A 20,023-nucleotide genomic window follows, 5' to 3' on the forward strand; every position below is an offset into this window, starting at 1 on the left:
GGTGGTGCCGCGCCTCCCGGCGGATGCGGCGCGCCGCGGTCCCGGCAGCATGCCCGGAACGCCGAGGAGGACCGCCATGCCCACGATCACCTGCGTCATGCCTGCCCGGAACGCGGCCGGCACGGTCGGCACGGCCGTGCGGACGGTCCTCCGCGCGCTCCCCGAGGACGGCGAGCTCCTGGTGCGCGACGACGGCAGCACGGACGACACGCTCGGGGTGCTCGAGCGGATCCGGGACGCCCGGCTCCGCGTCCTGGTCGGGCCGAGCGTCGGGATCGCCGCCGGCATGAACACCCTGCTCGACGAGGTCACGGCGCCCGTCGTCGCACGCATGGACGCGGACGACGTGTGCGCGCCGTTCCGGTTCCGGCGACAGCTCGCCCTGCTACGGTCCGCGGACCTCGTGTTCGCGCCCGCGGTCGACTGGCTCCCCGGTACACCCGTCGCGCGCCCGCAACCGCTCCGCCGACTGTCCGCTGCGGCGGCGCCGTTCGCGCTGCTGCTCGAGAACCCCTTCATGAACCCGACGATGACCGCGCGCACCCGGCTGATCCGAGACCTCGGCGGATGCCGATCCGTCGCGTCCGAGGACTACGACCTCTGGCTCCGCGCTGCCGGTGCGGGGCTCCGGCTCGTGCGGGACCGGGTCCCGGCGGTCCTCTACCGACGCCACCCCGGTCAGATCACGGCACAGTCGTGGTGGCGGGCCGCCCGCGCGGACACCGAGCTCGTCCACGAGGCGTTCGACGCGCTCGCGCTCGCGACCGTCGGGTTCCGTCCCTCGTGGTTCGCGTGGCGTCGGGCCGGACTGCCGGCGGGTGGGGCGCCGGACGGGATCGGCGAGGAGCTGCGGCGGTTCCGGGGCGCGGTGGCGGTCCTCCCGGCCGGGCAGCGGCGGCCGCTGCTCCGCCGGATCGTGCTCATGGAGCGGCGGGCGTTGCTGCGCTGACGGCGACGGCGACAGCCGTCAGGGGTGTTCGGGAGGCCCGTCCGAGGTCGCGGAGGCCGGCCCGTCCTGGTCGTCGCGCTCGCGGCCGCGTCGGGACCGGCGCAGAAGCCGCATGCGCTCGGGCCGCCGACCCCGGCGGAAGAGCGTCGCGAGCGCGGACTGCGGCTGCCAGTCGCGGCCGTTCGGCAGCCCCCAGCCGTACCGGACGGCGCCGAGCCGGAGCAGGAGCGACAGCAGGATCGCGACGACGATGCCGATCGTCGGGACGTGCAACGCCGACGCGACGACCATGACGATCGACGCGGCCACGGCGACGGACGCGTAGAGGGCGTTCCCGCCGAGCACCGCGGGCACCCGCCGGAGCAGGAGGTCACGGGCCGCACCGCCCCCGACCGCGGTCACGGTGCCCATGATGATCGCCGGACCCCAGCCCAGGTGCGCGTCGAACGTCCGCTGCACGCCGACCACGGCCCAGAACCCGATGACGGCTGCGTCGAGCACCGTGAACAGGCGGTCCCACGCCCGCTCCGAGATCGAGACGAAGAACGCCACGAGCGCTCCGACGAGCGCCACCGGGACGTACAGCGGGTCGGTCAGCGCGACCGGCGGGCCGTCCTGGAGCAGGACGTCGCGGAGGATCCCGCCGCCGAGCCCCGAGACGAACCCGACCACGAGGAACCCGAACAGGTCGAAGTCCATCTCGCGCGCGAGCGACCCGCCGAGCAGCGCGGACGCGAACACCCCCGCGAGGTCGAGGACGTTCGTCACGGTCGCGAGCGCGTGCGCGGGGACGACCAGTGCGTCAGCGGAGGAGAACTGCACCGGTCCATCTTCGCGGTTCGGGCCGGGCCGTGGACGACACCCGCGCTCTTAGGTTAGCCTTACCTCCGTTCCACTCCGCGGGGTCGTCGCCCCTCACCCCACCGGGATCCCACTCCATGCTCGCCACGCTCGTCATCGGCCTCCGCGAAGGCCTCGAAGCGACCCTCATCGTCGGGATCATCGCCGCGTTCCTCCGCCGCGGTCGCATCTCGCTCGTGCCGATGTGGGGCGGGATCGCCCTCGCCGTCGTGCTCAGCGTCGCCGTCGGCGTGGGGCTCGAGGCGCTCGAGCAGGCGCTCCCGCAGTCCGAGCAAGAGGCGATGGAGTCCGTCATCGGCGCCGTCGCCGTCGTGTTCGTCACCGGGATGATCATCTGGATGCGGACGCACGCCCGCGACCTCAAGGGCGACCTCGAGGCGAGCGCCGCCGCGGCCGTCGGTCGCGGCACCGCCTGGGCGCTCGCGGGCATGGCGTTCCTCGCCGTCCTCAAGGAGGGCTTCGAGACCTCCGTGTTCCTGCTCGCCACGTTCCAGGCCGCGAGTTCGGCGGGCACCGCGGCGCTCGGCGCCGTGATCGGCGTGCTCGTCGCCGTCCTCATCGGCTGGGGGATCTCCACCGGCGGGGTCCGGCTCGACCTCCGGCGGTTCTTCACCGGCACCGGCGTGTTCCTGGTCTTCGTGGCGGCAGGGCTCGTGCTCACCGCACTCCGGACCGCGCACGAGGCCGGCTGGGTGACGATCGGGCAGCAGCGCACCGTCGACCTGTCCTGGCTCGCGCCGACCGGGTCCGTGCAGGCCGCACTCGTCACCGGTGTGCTCGGGATCCCGGCGGACCCCCGCGTCGTCGAGGTCGTCGGCTGGGTCGGCTACCTCGTCCCCGTGCTCGTCGTGAGCCTCTGGCCGCGGTCCCTCCGCCCGTCGCCGGTGCAGGTCCCGCGCGTGCGCGTCCTCGTCGCCGCGGGTCTCGTGGTGGCTGCGGTCGTGCTCGCGGTGGCCGTCCCCACCGGCCGGGAGGCCCTGCCCACCTCCGCCACCCTCGCCACCGGTGCCGGGGACCCGCACCCCACCACGCGGCACACCGCGACGGCGACTGTCGACGGTGCCAGCGCGACCCTCGTCGTCCGCGCCGGCGACACCGTGCAGCGCGCCCGTTTCTCCTCCGCCGACCACACGACCACCACGCACGCCGGCGTCACCGCCGACCGCTGGCGCGCCACCACGCGCGTCCCGAGCAGCGGCCGACCCGCGACGCTGACCCTCGACCAGCTCACCGACCTGTTCGGACGCGTGCCCGTCGGCATCTCGCCCGCGCAGCAGCCCGGCCCGTTCACCGCGCACTGGACCTCGACCGCGACCCGGACGCTCTGGACCATCGACGGCGGCCTCCTCGACGCGCGCCGGACCGAGCGTGCCGTCCTCACCGTGTCGGGCGGCGGCCTGCCGAGCAGCCGGACCTACTCGTTCGACGCCACCGCCTGGGCGGTCCCCGCCACCCGGGTGACCGCCGCGGGCGAGGCGGTGGCGAGCGGCGCCTCCGCGGGCCGCGAAGCGCTCCTCTGGAAGGCGTGGCTGCCCATCGCGCTCGCGATCGCCGCGATCGCCCAGGCCCTGCTCGCCCTGCGGGACCGCCGCCGACTCGGGGCGGCGACCCGTTCCTCCCGACCGACCACCACGACCCCCGTCGCCGACCGGCACGGGGCGACCAGCAGGAAGACCGCCGATGCCGTTCGCTGACCGCCGCACCCGATCCGTCCTCGTCCTCGGAGCGGCCCTCGCCGCCGCAGCCCTCGCGCTGACCGGCTGCTCGACCGCGTCGTCCTCCGCCGAGGACGCCGCGACGCCGTCCGGCGCGGTGCACCGGGTGGCCGTGACCCTGACGAACGACGGCTCCGACAAGTGCGCCGTGTCGACGACCTCGGTGCCCGCCGGACCGGTGACGTTCACCGTGCGGAACACGTCGTCGACCGCGATCACCGAGGTGGAGCTCCTGCAGGACCAGAAGATCCTCGGCGAGAAGGAGAACCTGGCACCCGGACTCGACCCGGTCAAGTTCACCGTGACGCTCGGCGGCGGCAAGTACCAGGTGTACTGCCCCGGGGCGACCAAGGAGCTCACGACCTTCACCGTCACCGGCACGGCCGCATCGACCGCGAACAGCAGCGCGGCGACCCTCCTCCGGCAGGGCGCCAAGGGCTACGCGGACTACGTCGACGCCCAGGTCAACGACATGGTGACCGCCGTGCGGCAGCTGCAGGAGGACGTCGACGCGGGGGACCTCGCCGCCGCCAAGACGGCCTACGCGAACGCGCGCCCGTACTACGAGCACGTCGAGAGCGACGTCGACGGGTTCGTCAAGAAGGGCCACAAGGCGACTGACAACGCCGGGAACCTCGACTACCTCGTCGACATGCGCGCCTCGAACCTCGACCCGTCGGTCGGATGGCACGGATTCCACGCCGTGGAGCGCGATCTGTTCCAGGGCGGCGCCATCACCGCGAGCACGAAGCAGCTCGCGGCCGAGCTCACCGAGAACGTCACCCTGCTCGACAAGCTCGTCCCGACGCTCACCTACAAGCCCGAGGACCTCGCCAACGGCGCGGCCGGCCTGCTCGAAGAGGTCCAGTCCGAGAAGATCACCGGCGAGGAAGAGGGCTTCAGCCACATCGACCTCGTCGACCTGGCGGCGAACGTCGAGGGCGCGCGGCAGGCGTTCGCGTACCTCAAGCCCGGACTGCAGAAGCTCGACCCGTCGATCACGAAGCAGATCGCGACCCAGTTCGACAGCGTCGACACGCTCATGGACGGCTACCGGGACGGCACCGCCCTCGGCGGCTTCCGCACCTACGACGCCGCCACCCGCACGGCCGACGCGAACACGATCTCGCAGACGATCCAGGCGCTGCAGGACCCGCTGTCCCGGCTCGCCGAGAAGGTCGCCACCGCGTGAGCCGCGAGCAGGAGCAGGAGCGCGGGGCGTCGTCTCGTCCGTCGGTGTCGCGCCGCGGACTCATCGGCGGCCTCGCAGCGGCAGGTGCCGGGGTGGGCGCGCTCGCCGGGATCGGCGGCACCCTCGCTGCGAGTGCGGTCGGACGCACCCCCGACGACGAGTCCATCGACCTGTCGCGGACCCATCCGTTCTACGCGACCGCGGCGGGGCAGCCGCAGGGTGGCATCCGCACCGAACCCCAGCGGTACTGCGTCTTCATGACGTTCGACATGGCGTCCACCCTGGTGACGGACCTGCAGGTCCTGCTCGCCCGGTGGTCCGCCGCCATCGCGCAACTGCAGTCCGGCGGCACCATCGGCACCGTGGTCCCCGCGCACGCCGACGGCGTGGGGGCCGACACCGGGGAGGCCCTCGACCTCGGTCCGGCGTCGCTCACCGTCACCGTCGGGCTCGGCCCCGGGCTGTTCGACGAGCGGTTCGGCCTGGCAGCCGCCAAGCCCGCCGCGCTCGCTCCGATCCCCGCGCTGCCGAGCGACGCCCTCGACCCCGCGCTGAGCGGTGGTGACCTGTCCCTGCAGGCGTGCGCGGACGACCCCCAGGTCGCGTACCACGCGATCCGCGACCTCGCCCGCATGGCCCGTGGCACCGCGACCGTGCGCTGGACCGTGCTCGGGTTCGGGCGTGCGTCGGCCGGAGCGAACCAGACCACCCCCCGGAACCTCATGGGGTTCAAGGACGGCACGCGGAACATCACCACCGACGAGGACTACGAGCGCTTCGTGCGGCTCGGGGACGGCGCGGACTGGATGGCGGGCGGCACCTACCAGGTCACGCGGAAGATCCAGATGAACATCGAGATCTGGGACGCCGACGTGATCAGCGACCAGCAGCGGGTGTTCGGGCGCACGAAGGTCGAGGGTGGGCCGCTCTCCGGGGGGACCGAGCACACGACGCCCGACTTCCACGCGACCGACCATGCCGGCGACACGAAGATCGACGCGCGCGCACACGTCGCCCTCGCCGCGCACGAGAACAACGGCGGCGTCAAGATCCTGCGTCGCCCGTACAACTACACGGACGGGCTCAACCAGTACGGGCAGCTCGACGCCGGGCTGTTGTTCACCGCGTTCATGAACGACCCCGATCACTTCACACGGATCCAGCGTCGGCTCGGAGCGTCCGACCGATTGAACGAGTACATCTCGCACATCGGCTCGGCCGTGTTCGCCGTGCCGCCGGCGCCGCGCAAGGGCTCGTACATCGGGGAGCGGCTCTTCCGCTGAACCGTGGGGCCGGCGCCGGTCCGGCCTACCGCCGGTCCGGCCTACCACCGGTCCGGCGCCAGCAACGCGGTGACGACGTCGCTGAACGGGCCGGTCAGGTCGCTCGCCGACGCGTTGACCAGGGGGCCGAGCCGGGTGGAGGCACGCAGGAGCGTGATGCCGAAGGCCGTGGCCAGCGCGACCTCGGCGCGGAGCAGGATGCCGTTCGTGTCGACGTCATCGGGGTCCCACCCGGCGATGCGCGCCATGCGCTCCGCGTACGAGGTGAGTGTCGCGTTGCGGATCCGGTCGGCCTGCTCGTCTCCAGAGGACCGGATGAGCAGGAGGAGCTCGACCGCGTGCTCCCCGGTCGGCGCGTTCGTCACCCGCTCGACGAGGCTCTGGAGCATCCGTTCGACCGAGTCGTCGTCCGGCCGGGGGGCATCGAGGTCCTCCACCGCGCGCTCGAGACAGGCCTCGAAGAGGCCCTCTTTGCTCGTGAAGTAGCGGTTGATGAGCGCGACGTTCACTCCGGCGTCGGCTGCGATCTCCCGGACGGTGGTCGCGGAGTAGCCGTCGTACGCGAACCGACGTCGAGCCGCAGCGACCAGGAGCTGCCGGGTCTTCGCGGCGTCGCGCGTCCTCGACGGCACCTGCGACTCGAGCGTCATGACGTCCTCTCCATCTCCGCAACGGTACCCGCACCGGGAGGTGCGGTGTAAACGCGCTTTGACTTCCGCGCGAGGAGCAGTAGGCTCACGAATTGTAAGCGCTTGTTTACGTCTTTCGATCACGGAGAACGATGTCCCGAGTCACCGAGGGCCCCCGCACGGGCTCGACCCCCGTCGCGGAGCGACACAGCAGCCCGAACACCACCCTCATCGTCGTGTACCTCGCACTCGGCGGCTTGGCCTACGCGGTGCTCCAGTCGCTCGTCGCTCCGGCACTGTCCACGATCGGCAAGGACCTCGGGGCCTCGACCAGCAACGTGAGCTGGATCATCACCGCCTACCTGCTGTCGGCGTCCGTCCTCACGCCGATCTTCGGGCGCATGGGCGACATGATGGGCAAGCGGCGCATCCTCATCGTCGTGATGAGCCTCCTGCTCGTCGGCACGGTCGTCGCCGCCCTCGCGCCGAACCTCGCCACGTTGATCGTGGCCCGCTGCCTGCAGGGTGCGGCCGGCGCCGTGCTGCCGCTGTCGATCGGCATCGTGCGCGACGAACTCCCGAAGGACCGGGTGAGCGTCGTGATCGGTCTGCTGTCGGGCATCTTCGGCATCGGGGCCGGTATCGGCATCGTCGCGGCCGGACCGATCGTGCAGCACCTCGATTGGCACTGGCTGTTCTGGCTGCCGCTCGCGCTCATCGTCGTCGGGCTCGCCGGCATCGTGTTCGGGATGCCGGAATCGGACGTCCGGAAGCCCGGGCGCCTCGACCTCGCCGGGACGGCGATCCTCTCGATCTCCCTCGTGGCGCTGCTGCTCGCTGTCAGCGAGGGCGAGACCTGGGGCTGGGGTGACGTCAAGACCATCGGTCTGCTGGCGGTCGGCGTCGTCGCGCTCGTGGTCTTCGTCGTCGTCGAGCTCCGCGTGAAGGCGCCGCTGATCGACGTCCGGCTCTTCCGCATCCGTGGCGTCTGGACCGCTCACGTCGTCGCGCTCGTCTTCGGGTTCGCGATGTACGGCACGTTCGTGCTCGTCCCGACGCTGCTCCAGCTGCCGTCGTTCACCGGGTACGGCTTCGGCAAGACCGCCTCGCAGGCCGGCCTGTTCCTGCTCCCGACGGTCCTCATGATGATCGTGGTCTCACCGGTCGCGGGGGCCCTCGTCCGACGGACGGGTCCGAAGCCGCCGCTGGTCATCGGGGGTGTGCTCCTCACCGCGGCGTTCGTGCTCCCCGGGCTCGCGCACGATCAGGTCTGGCAGATCTTGGTGTCCGGCATCCTCACGGGTGCCGGGATCGGATTCGGTCTCTCGGCGGCGTCCAACGCGATCATCGAGAGCGTGCCGATCGAGCAGACGGGTGAGGCGATCAGCGCCAACACCGTCGTCCGGACGATCGGCTCGAGCGTCGGAACGGCCGTCATCGCCGCGCTGATCTCGTCGCACACGAAGGTGTTCACGTTGCCCACCGGGCACGTGGGGCTCCCTGGGGCCGCGGCGTTCACCATCGGCTTCTGGGCATGCGCTGGGGTCGGCGCCCTCGCGATCGTCGGCGCCCTCGCCGCTCCCGGCATGCGGAAGCGTCGCGCTGACGCCATCGCGGCGGGCGTCGAGGACATCGACGCTGTCGTCGACGAGCGCTGACGAGGTCAGCTCGACGCTGCCGGTGCATCCGGGCGGGGAGGAGGGGTGCCCTCCGCCGTTTCCCTGGAGACGGAGGGCACCCGCGCCGCCGGGTTCGTCGGGCGGAACCACCGCCCGGGATGAGAGGACACCGCAGCGGCGCCGTCGCCATGCGACGCCTCAGGGTACCGCCGCCGCTGCCGAAAACACAGGGTGCGGCAGACGAGCAGCCTCGTTCCACCCGCCTCGTTACTTCCGATCGCCGATGTGGAGCGCGTCCTTCACCCGCTCGATGCCCTCGGTCGCGAGCGCCGATGCCGAGTCCCGGATCACGCCGGCCTCCATCGGGTCGCCCTTGAGCAACGACTTGGCCGTGTTGAGCGCGTACTCACGGGTGATGTGCGGTGGGAGCGGCGGGACGTTGCGGCTGACGTAGGCGTCGATGAGCGTGACCCCGTCGTGCGCGAAGGCCTCGGCGACAGCGGACTCCACCTGGTCGTCACTGCGCACCTGGACGCCCCGGAACCCGAGGAGCTCGGCGTAGCCGGCGTAGTCCATCGACTCGACGTCCTGCGAGCCGCGCCACAGCGGATTGCCGTCCTCCGTGCGCATCTCCCACGAGACCTGCGCGAGGTCGTCATTGTGCATGACCACGATGATGAACTGCTTGGTCTCCCACTGCTGCATGTACTTCTTCACGGTGATCAGCTCGTTCATGCCGAGCATCTGGAACGCGCCGTCACCGATGGTGCAGACCACCGTCTTGTCGGAGTGGGCCAGCTTCGCCGCGACCGCGTAGGGCATCGCCGCGAGCATGGTCGCCAGGCGGCCCGAGAGGTCGCCGCGCATGCCCCGCTTCAGGCGGATGTGGTGCCCGAACCAGTCGGCGGTCGTTCCGGCGTCCGCGGTGACGATCGCCCCGTCGGGCAGGTTCGCGTTCACGGCCTCGGTCACGCGCCGCGGGTTGACCCCGTCGTGGTACTCCTTCTGTGCCTGCGCGTGCATCTCCTGTTCCCAGTCCTGCATCTCGGCGGCGATCCGCTCCTGCCAGGACAGGTCGGTCTTCTGCTCGAGCAGGGGGAGGAGGGCCTCGAGCGTCGACTTCACGTCGCCCCAGAGGTTCAACTCCGTCGGGTAGCGCACGCCGAGCTGTTCGGGCTTGAGGTCGACCTGGATGCCACGCGCCTGGCCCGTCGCGGGCAGGAACTCGCCGTACGGGTAGTTCGTGCCGAGCAGCACGATGGTGTCGCAGCGCTTGATCTGGTGGACGCTCGGCAGGGACCCGAGGAGACCGACCTGCTGCGTGTGGTACGGCACGTCGGACGGGATCACGTCCTTGCCGCGGAGCGCGGTGATGATGCCCGCTCCGGCCTTCTCGGCGGCGGCGAGGACCTCGTCGGTGGCGCCCGTCGCACCCGCGCCGACCAGGAACGTGACCTTCTCGCCCGCGTTGATGATGTCCGCCGCCTGGCGGATCTGCTCCATCGGGGGCGTGATCGCCGTCGACGGGATGGCTTCGCTCGAGCGCGAGACCCAGTGGGCCGACGGCGTCGCCTTGATGGTCATCGCCTGGACGTCGTGGGGGATCACGACGACCGCGGGCTGGAGACGGAGCCGGGCCGTGCGGAAGGCGGTGTCGATGACGGCGCTGGCCTGGTCGGGCGACACGATCGTCTCGACGTAACAGGCGACGTCCGTGAACACGCGCTCGAGATTGCTCTCTTGCTGGGTGAAGGTGCCGATCGAGTCGAGACCCTGCTGCCCGACGATCGCGACGACCGGCTGATTGTCCATCTGGGCGTCGTACAGCCCGTTGAGCATGTGGAACGCGCCGGGGCTCGAGGTCGCGACGCACACGCCGACCTCGCCCGTGAACTTGGCATGCGCCGTCGCCATGAGCGCGCAGATCTCCTCGTGCGTCGGGCGGATGTACTCGATGCCCGTCCCCGCACGATCGGTCTTGCCGAGTGCTCCGTCGAACGCGCCGATGCCGTCGCCGGGGAACCCGAAGATCCGGCTGACGCCCTGGTCCTTGATCCGCTCGATCAGGAACTCGCTCACGGTGGTCATCGCGTGCCTCTCTCCGGCGCCGGGATCGGGTGCCTGGGACTCGGGTGGTGGGACGGGGCCGTCCTCGTGTATCCAGCGTGCTCCCTCCACGGGGCCGGGTTCCCAGCCCGTCGCCCGTGGTGGAGGATCGGGGGAGCGGACCGGATGTGGAGGAACGGGCAGCATGACCACGATCGATCTCAACGCAGACCTCGGCGAGGGCTTCGGCCGGTGGACCCTCGGGGACGACGCCGCGATGCTCGATGTCGTCACGAGCGCGAACGTGGCGTGCGGATTCCACGCGGGCGACCCGTTGTCGCTCCGGTCCGTGCTCGAGCAGGCCGCGGAACGGCAGGTGTCGGTCGGGGCGCACGTCGCATACCGGGACCTCGCCGGGTTCGGACGGCGGTACGTGGACGCCTCCCTGCACGAACTCGCAGCGGACGTGATCTACCAGATCGGCGCGCTGGCCGCCCTCGCCCGGGCAGCCGGGACGACCGTCCGATACGTCAAGCCGCACGGCGCCCTCTACAACACCATCGCGGAGGGCGGACCGCACGCCGAGGCGGTCGTGCAAGCGGTCCTGGCGGTCGACCCGGGCCTCCCGGTCGTCGGTCTCGCCGGGTCCGCGTTCCTCGACCTCGCTCGCGACGCCGGGCTGCCCGTCGTCGCCGAGGCGTTCGCGGACCGTGCGTACGCCGCCGACGGGTCCCTCGTGTCCCGACGCCTTCCGGGCGCCGTGCTCCACGATCCGACCGAGATCGCCCAGCGCGTCGTCGCGATGGTCACCAGCGGGGCGGTCACCGCGGTCGACGGGACCAGCGTGCCGATCGACGCCGCGTCGATCTGCCTGCACGGGGACTCGCCCGGCGCGGTCGCCGCGGCGCTCGCCGTCCGGTCCGCACTCGGATCAGCGGGCGTGGTCCTGGCGCCGTTCGCGGCGGTCCGAGCGGCGTGACGGCGACCGGCGACGTGACCGGCCCGGAGGGCGAGAGCGGGTCCGGGTACGTGACCGACTCCGGCGTCCGGGCGCCCCGGGTGCTGCGCCTCGGCGTCGACGGCGTGCTCGTCGAGGTCCCCGACACGGCCGCCGCGCTCGCCCTGCACGCCGCGCTCCGGACGCTCGACCTGCCCGGGGTGACCGAACTGGTGCCCGCCGCGCGGACCGTCGCCGTCCGCTTCGCACCGGGCGCCACGACCGCCGACGCGATCGCCGCCGCGCTGCGCGGCGTACCGCTCGACGCGCCGCCGCCCGCCGCCGACGGTCTCGTCGAGGTGCCAGTGGTCTACGACGGCGAGGACCTCGACCACGTCGCCGACCGCACCGGCCTCAGCGTGGACGAGGTCGTCCGCCGGCACACCGCGCCGGAGTACTCGGTCGCGTTCACCGGGTTCGCGCCGGGGTTCGCCTACCTGGTCGGAGGCGACACGGTCCTCGACCTGCCGCGGCGCAGCAGTCCGCGCACGGCGATCCCCGCCGGTTCCGTCGCGATCGCGGGCGGCCACAGCGGCATCTACCCGCGGCCGAGCCCCGGCGGCTGGCATCTGCTCGGGCACACCGACCTGGTGATGTGGGACCCCCATCGGATCGGGGCGGAGGCCCTGCTCCGTCCCGGCATGCGCGTCCGGTTCCGCGCGGTCCACGCGGCGTCATCCGCGGCTGCGTCATCCGCCGCAGTGTCCCCGGCCGCACGCCCGACCGCCGTCGGTCGGGAGGCCCGACCCGCTCCGACGGAGCCGTCACGTCCGACCGCTCCCAGGCGAGGCCTCGAGGTCCTGTCGCCCGGGCTGCTCAGCACCGTGCAGGACCTCGGCAGACCGGGCCGCGCGGCCCTCGGCGTCACCCGCTCCGGTGCGCTCGATCGCGTCGCCCACCGTCGCGCGAACCGTCTCGTCGGGAACGCGGCGGGCGCCGCGGCGGTCGAGCACGTCGGGGGAGGGCTCACCGTGCGGGCTCGTGGCGAGCTCGTCCTGGCGGTCACGGGCGGCGTCGGCGCGATCGAGGTCCTGCCCGCGGCGGAAGGGACGCTCGACGAGCGATCGGTGCTGCTCCCGGGCGACGACGAGCCCGCGCGCCGGGCGGTGCCGATCGAGCCCGACCGTCCGTTCGCGCTGCACGACCGTGAGGTCCTGGTGCTCGGTGCGCCGACGACCGGGGCCGTCGCGACCCTCGCCGTCCTCGGTGGACTCGACCTGCCGCCCGTGCTCGGATCACGCGCGACCGACGTGCTGTCCGGTCTCGGGCCGGCACCGCTCCGGGCCGGCGACGTCCTGCCCATCGGGTCGGACACGGCGGCGGCGGTGGCCGACGCGGCGGAACCGGGCCCGGTCCTCCCGACCGTCGAGGACGTGGTCGACGTCCGGTTCGTGCCCGGACCCCGCGACGACTGGATCGACGGGGGTGCCGACGCCCTGCACGCGGTCGTCTGGCGGGTGACGCCACGCTCGAACCGTGTCGGGGTGCGGCTCGACGCGGGCACGCACGCACTCGCGCGGAGCGTGGGCGGCGAGCTGCCGAGCGAGGCGGCGGTACCCGGGGCGATCCAGGTGCCACCCGAGGGTCGACCGGTCGTGTTCCTCGCCGACCACCCCGTCACGGGCGGCTACCCCGTGGTCGGCGTCGTCGTGCCCGAGGACCTCGGGCTCGTCGCGCAGGTACCGGTCGGCGGCGCGATCCGGTTCACACCGACGGCGAGTGCTCTTCGGCGATGAGCGGACGTAACGTCCGGTGCGCGATCCGGAGCCCCTCGAGCACCTTGTCGTCCGGGCCACTCCACAGCGGGTCTTCGTGCTCGACCGACAGCGTGCCCGTGAACCCGGCCTCGTACAGGCGGTCCACGACGTGCGACCAGTCGACCACGCCACGACCGGGCACGCGGAAGCGCCACCACCCCATGTCCCACGGGTCGTCGCCCTTGTCGACGAGCCCGAAGAAGCCGTAGCGGTCGCGCCGCGCCGGGAACAGTTCGACGTCCTTCGCCTGCGCGTGCACGATGTGCTCCGCGAACGGCAGGATCGTCTCGACCGGGTCGATGCCGATCCACGTCAGGTGCGACGGGTCCCAGTTCAGGCCGAACCCGAGGCCCGTCACCCACTCCCACAGCTCCGGGCTGTAGGCGATGTTCCCCGGGTAGCCGTCCGGGTGCCAGCCCTCCATGACGCAGTTCTCGATGATGAGCTTGACGTCGCGCTCGCCCGCGTAGTCCACGAGCTCGGGCAGCACGCGGTCGCCCTCTGCCATGTTCTCGCGCACGCTCTTGCTGTTGTCCCGGCCGATGAACGTGCCCACGTAGGGGACGCCGAGCCGCTGCGCTGCATCGATCGCGTGCTTGAGGTGCGTCCGGACCGCGTCACGACGCTCGGGGTCCTGGTGCAGGTTGTTCTCGTAGTAGGCGAGCGCGCTGATCTCGAGTCCCGTGCGCGCCATCAGGTCCTCGGTGGCGCTGGCGTCCTCGTCGGTGAAGGTCGCGACGGGCAGGTGCGAGGCCTCGAAGTCGCGGCCGCCGACGTTCGGCCACACGGCGACCTCGAGTCGCTCGTACCCCTGAGCGGCCGCGAACTCCGCGATCCGGCCGAGGTCCCATCCTGGCAGGCAGGCCGTGAGCATCCCGAGCTTCATGCGATGTCCTTCCAGGCTCCGTCACCGGCACTGGCGACGACGGCGTCGATGACGTGGGCGGCGCGCGCGCCGTCCGCGAACGTGGGCAGGCCCTCCGGCCACACGCCGCCGTCCCGTGAGGCACGGACGGCGGCGTAGGTGTCGCCGACGAACGCCGTGAAGGCGTCGAGGTACCCCTGCGGGTGACCCGATGGCACGACGGCCAACCGCCGCTGGTCGGGCGACCCCTGCGAGGGGTCGCGCACGAGGATCGTGGCGCCGGTCTCGGTGCCGAACCAGGCGGACTCCGGTTGCTCCTGGTCGAACGCGGCGCTCGAGCGGGTGCCGTCGACCTCGAACCACAGGCGGTTCTTGCGTCCGGCCGCGACCTGCGACACGACGACGTTCCCGATCCGGCCGTGGGTCGTGCGGAAGGTGGCCACCGCGGTGTCCTCGGTGGTGACGGGGGCCTGCGCGACGGGCACCGCGCCTCCCGGCACCGGATCGGGGTAGGGGGCGCCGGAGAAGGACGGCCCCGACGACGCCGGGCGCGTGGGGTAGACGATGTCGGCCGTGGCCGTCACGGTCGCGAATCGCTCGCCGGTGACGAACTCGACGAGGTCACACCAGTGCGACCCGATGTCGGCGAAGGCGCGCGACACACCGCCCGCTCCGGCGTCGACCCGCCAGCTCGACGAGCCCTCATCGAGCATCCAGTCCTGCAGGTACGAGCCGTGGATCGCGAGCACGCGTCCGAGATCGCCGCCGGCGATCCGCGACCGGATCTCGCGCACGATCGGGTGGAAGCGGTAGACGAACGGGACGGTCGCGACGACACCGGCACGCTCGGCGGCGGCCGTGAGCTCGTCGGCCTGTGCGGCGTCGACCGCCAGGGGTTTCTCGCACACCACGTGGATCCCCGCCGCGATGATCGCCATCGTCTGCGGGTGGTGCTGGTCGTTCGGGGTGCACACGTGCACGACGTCGGGTGCGTCGGCGAGGAGCTCGTCGAGGTCGGCGTAGCCGCGCGGGAGCCCGAGGTGCTCGGCGACCTGTGCCGAGCGTTCGGGAGTGCGTCCGAGGACCCCGGTGACCACGGCACCGGCGGCGCGCGCCGATCGTACGTGGACGGTCGCGATCATGCCCGTGCCGATGACGGCGACGCGCAGCGGGGGTGTGTTCATGGATGCTCTGCGTTCCTCGGTTCCGGAGTGAGCGTATTGGTGACGCACGGCCACGTTCAAGGACTCGCCGCCGAGCGTAACGTCGGGCCCCAACAGGTGCCGCTGGCCGCTCCGTGCGGTGGACGGTCGTTCTCGGCGGACGAGTGTGGAGGAACGATGACGGTGTCCGGGGACTACCAGCTGCAGGGTCGGACCGTGATCGTGACGGGTGCGGGCTCCGGGATCGGGCAGGCGATCGCGCGCGCGTTCATCGGTCAGGGCTGCAACGTGGTCCTCGCCGGACGGCGCGAGGACGCACTCGCCGAGACCGCCGAGGGCGCGCCGGCCGAGCACGTCATCGCGGTGCCCACCGACGTGACCGACCGCGAGAGCGTGGCCGACCTCGTCGCGATCGCCGCCGATCGCTTCGGTCGCATCGACGTCGTGGTCAGCAACGCGGCCGCCTACACGGCGGGCGAGATCGACGAACTCGGTGAGGGCGACTACCGCGCCATGGTCGCGACGAACCTCGACGGCACCGTGCACCTCGTGCAGGAAGCGCTCCCGCACCTCGAGCGGGCGCGGGGCGTCATCCTGTTCACGACGAGCGCCTCGGGACTCCGGGGGGACTGGCGCCAGGCCGTCTACAACGCCACGAAGGGCGCCATGACGACGCTCATGCAGTCGCTGGCGCTCGACCTCGGGGCGCGCGGCATCCGCGTCAACGCGGTGGCGCCGGCCCTCACCCGTACGGCGGCGAACGCGGAGCACTTCGCCGACCCGGACGTGGTCGCTCCACACGCCCAGCGGACCGCGCTCGGACGCATCGGCGAACCCGAGGACGTCGCGCCGGCGTTCCTCTTCCTCGCCAGCGACGACGCCCGCTACATCACGGGCGTCACGTTGCCGGTCGACGGAGGCACCACGGCGTCGACGGGTCAGGCGCACGTCGTCGGCTGACCCCCGGTCGCGACCGCGCCCGGTCCTCGACAGCCGGGAGGCCCGTTCGAGGTTCCACAGTTCGGCCGGCGGTCGGAACCGGATCAGCGGTGCGTCGGTACGTTCGGAGCCATGGCGATCCAGACCACCCTCCTCATCCTCGGTGCCAGCGGCGACCTGACGAAGCGGCTCCTGCTGCCCGGCCTCGCCACACTCCTCGACGTCAAGCAGGACTGGGACATCGAGCTCATCGGCGCGGGCGTCGACGAGCTCTCGGACGAGGACTGGAAGCAGCGCGTCCGCGAGTCCTTCTCGAGCGCCGAGTGCTCCGGCGACCGCTTCGAGCAGATCATCGCGGCCAGCCACTACCGGAAGACGGACGTCACGAGCGCGGACGACCTCGGCGAGCTCCTGACACAGTGCTCGCACGCGCCGGCGATCTACTTCGCCCTGCCGCCGGCGATCACCGAACAGGCGTGCGAACAGCTCAAGGGCATGGACCTGCCCGATGGTGTGCGGCTCGCGATGGAGAAGCCGTTCGGCACCGACGCCGCGAGCGCCGAGAAGCTCAACGAGCTCCTCCACTCGTTCATCCCCGAGGAGCGCATCCACCGCGTCGACCACTTCCTCGGCCGCTCGACGGTGCTCAACCTCCTGGGCCTGCGGTTCTCGAACCGGATCATCGAGCCCCTGCTGTCGTCCACCCACGTCGAGAGCGTCGACATCATCTACGACGAGACCCTGGGCCTCGAGAACCGCGCGCGGTACTACGACCACGCCGGCGCGCTCACGGACATGATCCAGAGCCACCTGCTGCAGGTGCTCGCGGTCGTCGCGATGGAGGCCCCCGCCACGCTCGACGCCGACGACCTCCGCACGCAGAAGCAGCTCGTCTTCCGCGCCGTCAAGCCGTGGGGTGACGACCCGGCGACCGCTGGCAAGCGCGCCCGGTACACCGCCGGTACCGTCGGAGACCGCCAGCTGCCGTCGTACGTCGACGAGGACGGTGTCGACCCGGCGAACCAGACCGAGACCCTGGCGCAGATGACCGTCGAGGTCGCGAACTGGCGGTGGGCGGGCGTTCCGTTCACCCTCCGCTCCGGCAAGGCCCTGGGTGAACCGCGGCGCGAGATCGTCATCAACTTCCGCCCCTCGCCGCACGTGCCGGACGGCGTCGGCGGCGAGCACGAGCAGGACCGGCTCCGCATCTGGATCGCCCCCGACGAGATGAGCCTCGAACTCAACGTCAACGGTCCCGGCGACCCGTACGTCGTCGACCGCGCCAAGCTCGAGACGAAGTTCAACCCGGGCCGACTCACGGCGTACGGCGAGGTCCTCGCCGGTGTGCTCGAGGGCGACGCCACGCTCTCGGTGCGCGGTGACAGCGCGGTGCAGTGCTGGCGCATCGTCCAGCCGGTCATCGACGCCTGGCGCAACGGCGAGAGCCCGATCGACGAGTACCCGGCCGGTTCGCACGGTCCGTCGAACTGGGACAACCTGCTCCACTGATCCCGGGCGTACGGTCGGACGCGTGGCAACCATCCAAGACATCCTGAACACCGTTCCCGAGCCCGCCGGGGCCGATGTCCGCACCGGCATCGTCGACTACGACCACGACGGCACGCCGCTCGAGGGCATCGCCGCGACGGACGCGAACCTCACCGGTCAGCGTCCCGCCGTGCTCGTCGTCCACGACTGGCACGGCGTGAACGAACACGTCGAGGCCCGCGTCACGATGCTGGCCCGCTTGGGCTACGTCGCGTTCGCGGCCGACATCTACGGCAAGGGCGTGCGCCCGACCGGAGCAGAGGCCGGAGAGGTCGCCGGCAGCTTCTACCAGGACCTCGGGCTCCTGCGTGCCCGTGCTCGTGCCGGACTCGACCGCCTGCTCGAGGACCCGCAGGTCGACCCCTCGCGCGTGGTGGTCATGGGGTACTGCTTCGGCGGCTCCACGGCCCTGGAACTCGCCCGGACCGGTGCGGACCTCGTGGGGGCGGTGTCGTTCCACGGCGGTCTGATCACCCACGATCCGTCCGACGCCGGCGACATCCGGGCGAAGCTCCTGGTGCTGACCGGTGCTGCCGATCCGATGGTCGGGGACGACAAGGTCCACGCGTGGGAGGACGAGATGCGCTCGGCGCCGCACGTCGACTGGCAGCTCGTGTCGTACGCGAACGCGATGCACGCGTTCGCCGTCCCCGGTACGGACGCGCCCGACCACGGCGCGCAGTACCAGGCGCTCGCCGACCGCCGCTCCTGGCGTGCGCTCGAGGACTTCCTGACCGAGGTGTTCGGTCCGGAGCAGCTCGCGGCCTGACCGTCCGGGCGGGAGGTGCACCGTGCCTCCCGTCCGGCGCCGCGCTGGCACCACCCGTTCGCGCCTCGATCGGCGCGCCGGGTCCCGTGCCCCGGGTCCCGTGCCCCGATTGGCGCGCCGGGTCCCGAGCCTGGTAGAGTCTTCCACGGCCGTTCGGCCACTGCGCTCGTAGCTCAATGGATAGAGCATCTGACTACGGATCAGAAGGTTGGGGGTTCGAGTCCCTTCGAGCGCACACTGTGTTGAGACAGCAGTGAACGAGAACGCCCCGGCATCGCCGGGGCGTTCTTCGTTGTCCCGGTGATCTCGGAACCGGAGCGACGTCGCGTCGGACGTCCTGGTGGCGACGCCCAGCGGCCGCCGCGCCCGCGCTGCTCGAGAGCGGCTGCTGTCCGCAGTCCGTGCGCAGCGGACCTCGACCGAAGCCGGGAGGGCCACGCGAGGAGGCCGCCCGCTGGACGCCGGCCTCGCTGATCGGCGGTATCCGCGCGCATCGGTCCGCGACTGCGCGGGAAAACTCTGTGTTACAGCCTTGCCGTGACCGATTTCAGCACTGGACGCCGCTTCTGTGACGGATTACCGTCGCCATATGACGAGTTCGAGTGATCGCGGGTCCGTTCGGCCACCGGCCGCGGGGGACGTCGATGGCACTCCGGCCGACGGCAACGCTGGGACGCCCGATCCGATCGACCTCGCGCTCCTGACAGCGCTCGCTGCGGACGGTCGCGCTTCCTGGGCCGCCCTGGGCGAGGCATCCGGATGCTCGGCATCGACAGCACAGCGGCGGGTCGGTCGCTTGAACGTGCTGGGCTTCGTCCGGATCATCGCCGCGACCGACGTGCTCGCAGCCGGGTTCGGGGTGTCGGCGATGGTCCGGATGCGCTGTGGCGCGAGCCGGACGACCGATCTCGTCGCACGACTGCAGAGCCGCCCCGAGGTCCGGTTCCTCGCCACGCTGACCGGCACTGCGGACTGCGTCGCCGAGCTCGTGGTCGAGCGGATCGCGGACATCGGACCCCTGCTCGCCGACATCGCGCCGGACGGTGATGTCGAGACCGAGGCGTTGCCCGTGCTCCGCACGTTCACGGCACCCTTCACGGTGTTCCCGGGGAAGTCCCTCCCGATGCCCCTGAGCGCGACGGCCAACGCGCCTGCTCCGGACCTCGGCGCCGATGACGGGGTGCTGCCCACCGAGGTCGCCGCGACGCCGCTCGAGCGCGCGATGGTCGGCGCTCTCGTCCGTGATGGGCGGACGCCGCTGAACGACCTCGCGCGGCACCTCGATCGAACCGAGACCGCCACGCGTCGCGCGCTCGAGCAGCTCATCGCCTCCGGGCGGGTCCGCGTCGGACCACTGGTCGCGCCGGCGCTGCTCGGCCTGGGCACCGAGCTCATGGTCTGGATCTCGGTGGCGCCGGACCTGCTCGGTGCGGCCGCACGACAGCTCGCCCAGCACCCCGCCGTGCACTACGCGGCCGCGACCCTCGGACGGTACAACCTCATCGGCCAAGCGTTCCTCCGGGACTTCGCCGCGGTCTACACCTTCGCCACGGACGTGCTCGGAGCGCTGCCGGGTGTCCGCGAGGTCGACGTCACCGTGCAACTGACCACCAGGAAGCGCATGTGGCGCCGCATCGAGGACGGCCGGTTCGTCGACGCCGACGACGCGCAGGCCCCCGTGCTGACATGAC

General features: G+C 71.9%; 16 protein-coding genes and 1 tRNA gene. 12 read left to right on the forward strand and 5 right to left on the reverse strand.

Annotated elements, in window-relative coordinates; translation table 11 throughout:
* The first annotated feature begins 76 nt into the window (after positions 1-76).
* The gene (locus DEI94_RS03405) at positions 77-949 is read left to right on the forward strand and encodes a glycosyltransferase family 2 protein (RefSeq protein WP_181441774.1); all 873 of its coding nucleotides are present in this window, start codon (positions 77-79) and stop codon (positions 947-949) included.
* 18 nt (positions 950-967) lie between these two features.
* Here the strand turns inward: DEI94_RS03405 and DEI94_RS03410 are convergent, their stop codons facing one another.
* Positions 968-1,771, reverse strand: coding sequence for a trimeric intracellular cation channel family protein (locus tag DEI94_RS03410; protein WP_258371902.1), 804 nt, complete (start codon positions 1,769-1,771; stop codon positions 968-970).
* A gap of 116 nt (positions 1,772-1,887) precedes the next feature.
* On the opposite strand from DEI94_RS03410, the gene efeU reads away from it, so the two are divergent.
* Genes efeU through DEI94_RS03425 form a run of 3 tightly spaced genes read left to right on the forward strand, consistent with a single transcriptional unit; the run spans position 1,888 to position 6,000 of the window.
* Positions 1,888-3,504: an iron uptake transporter permease EfeU gene (gene efeU / locus DEI94_RS03415; protein ID WP_111026476.1), complete on the forward strand. Its 1,617-nt coding sequence runs from the start codon at positions 1,888-1,890 to the stop codon at positions 3,502-3,504.
* Positions 3,491-4,717 (forward strand): iron uptake system protein EfeO, encoded by a 1,227-nt coding sequence (gene efeO / locus DEI94_RS03420; protein ID WP_111026475.1) that lies wholly within the window; start codon positions 3,491-3,493, stop codon positions 4,715-4,717. The genes efeU and efeO overlap by 14 nt, the downstream gene beginning before the upstream one ends.
* Complete coding sequence (locus DEI94_RS03425; protein ID WP_111026474.1) at positions 4,714-6,000, forward strand: Dyp-type peroxidase; 1,287 nt, start codon at positions 4,714-4,716, stop codon at positions 5,998-6,000. Before efeO ends, DEI94_RS03425 begins: the two co-directional genes overlap by 4 nt.
* A 41-nt stretch (positions 6,001-6,041) precedes the next feature.
* On the opposite strand, the gene DEI94_RS03430 is transcribed toward DEI94_RS03425, so the two are convergent.
* The gene (locus DEI94_RS03430; RefSeq protein WP_111026473.1) at positions 6,042-6,650 is read right to left on the reverse strand and encodes a TetR/AcrR family transcriptional regulator; all 609 of its coding nucleotides are present in this window, start codon (positions 6,648-6,650) and stop codon (positions 6,042-6,044) included.
* A 131-nt stretch (positions 6,651-6,781) separates the two neighbouring features.
* Between DEI94_RS03430 and DEI94_RS03435 the strand changes: the two genes are divergently transcribed.
* Positions 6,782-8,287, forward strand: a complete 1,506-nt coding sequence (locus DEI94_RS03435; protein WP_111013853.1) for an MFS transporter — start codon at positions 6,782-6,784, stop codon at positions 8,285-8,287.
* 228 nt (positions 8,288-8,515) lie between these two features.
* On the opposite strand, the gene DEI94_RS03440 is transcribed toward DEI94_RS03435, so the two are convergent.
* The gene (locus tag DEI94_RS03440; RefSeq protein WP_111026472.1) at positions 8,516-10,336 is read right to left on the reverse strand and encodes a thiamine pyrophosphate-requiring protein; all 1,821 of its coding nucleotides are present in this window, start codon (positions 10,334-10,336) and stop codon (positions 8,516-8,518) included.
* Positions 10,337-10,499: 163 nt separating this feature from the next.
* Here DEI94_RS03440 and DEI94_RS03445 point away from each other — a divergent pair, with 163 nt between their 5' ends.
* Together DEI94_RS03445 and DEI94_RS03450 are read left to right on the forward strand one after the other, a co-directional pair.
* Positions 10,500-11,273, forward strand: a complete 774-nt coding sequence (locus DEI94_RS03445; RefSeq protein ID WP_111010054.1) for a LamB/YcsF family protein — start codon at positions 10,500-10,502, stop codon at positions 11,271-11,273.
* Complete coding sequence (locus DEI94_RS03450; protein ID WP_258368561.1) at positions 11,270-13,027, forward strand: 5-oxoprolinase subunit B/C family protein; 1,758 nt, start codon at positions 11,270-11,272, stop codon at positions 13,025-13,027. The genes DEI94_RS03445 and DEI94_RS03450 overlap by 4 nt, the downstream gene beginning before the upstream one ends.
* Here the strand turns inward: DEI94_RS03450 and DEI94_RS03455 are convergent.
* Both DEI94_RS03455 and DEI94_RS03460 read right to left on the reverse strand, forming a co-directional pair.
* On the reverse strand, positions 12,996-13,934 hold the full coding sequence (locus tag DEI94_RS03455) for a sugar phosphate isomerase/epimerase family protein (RefSeq protein WP_111010052.1): 939 nt from the start codon (positions 13,932-13,934) through the stop codon (positions 12,996-12,998). The two genes, DEI94_RS03450 and DEI94_RS03455, sit on opposite strands and share 32 nt — an antisense overlap.
* Complete coding sequence (locus DEI94_RS03460; RefSeq protein ID WP_111013849.1) at positions 13,931-15,097, reverse strand: Gfo/Idh/MocA family protein; 1,167 nt, start codon at positions 15,095-15,097, stop codon at positions 13,931-13,933. The genes DEI94_RS03455 and DEI94_RS03460 overlap by 4 nt, the downstream gene beginning before the upstream one ends.
* Before the next feature lie 156 nt (positions 15,098-15,253).
* On the opposite strand from DEI94_RS03460, the gene budC reads away from it, so the two are divergent.
* The 5 genes from budC to DEI94_RS03485 all read left to right on the forward strand — a co-directional run bounded on the left by budC (position 15,254) and on the right by DEI94_RS03485 (position 20,022).
* Positions 15,254-16,036: a meso-2,3-butanediol dehydrogenase gene (gene budC, locus DEI94_RS03465; protein ID WP_111010048.1), complete on the forward strand. Its 783-nt coding sequence runs from the start codon at positions 15,254-15,256 to the stop codon at positions 16,034-16,036.
* Positions 16,037-16,147: 111 nt separating this feature from the next.
* Entirely contained in the window at positions 16,148-17,524 is a 1,377-nt protein-coding gene (locus DEI94_RS03470; RefSeq protein ID WP_111010046.1) for a glucose-6-phosphate dehydrogenase, read from the forward strand.
* Between the two features lie 22 nt (positions 17,525-17,546).
* Positions 17,547-18,332 carry a dienelactone hydrolase family protein gene (locus DEI94_RS03475; protein WP_111026471.1) on the forward strand — a complete coding sequence of 262 codons (786 nt, stop codon included), beginning with the start codon at positions 17,547-17,549 and terminating at the stop codon, positions 18,330-18,332.
* Positions 18,333-18,494: 162 nt separating this feature from the next.
* Positions 18,495-18,567 (forward strand) — tRNA-Arg (locus DEI94_RS03480).
* 354 nt (positions 18,568-18,921) lie between these two features.
* Complete coding sequence (locus DEI94_RS03485; protein ID WP_111010042.1) at positions 18,922-20,022, forward strand: Lrp/AsnC family transcriptional regulator; 1,101 nt, start codon at positions 18,922-18,924, stop codon at positions 20,020-20,022.
* The last annotated feature ends 1 nt before the right edge of the window (position 20,023 follow it).

This window comes from Curtobacterium sp. MCBD17_040 (assembly GCF_003234805.2).
Taxonomy (GTDB): domain Bacteria; phylum Actinomycetota; class Actinomycetes; order Actinomycetales; family Microbacteriaceae; genus Curtobacterium.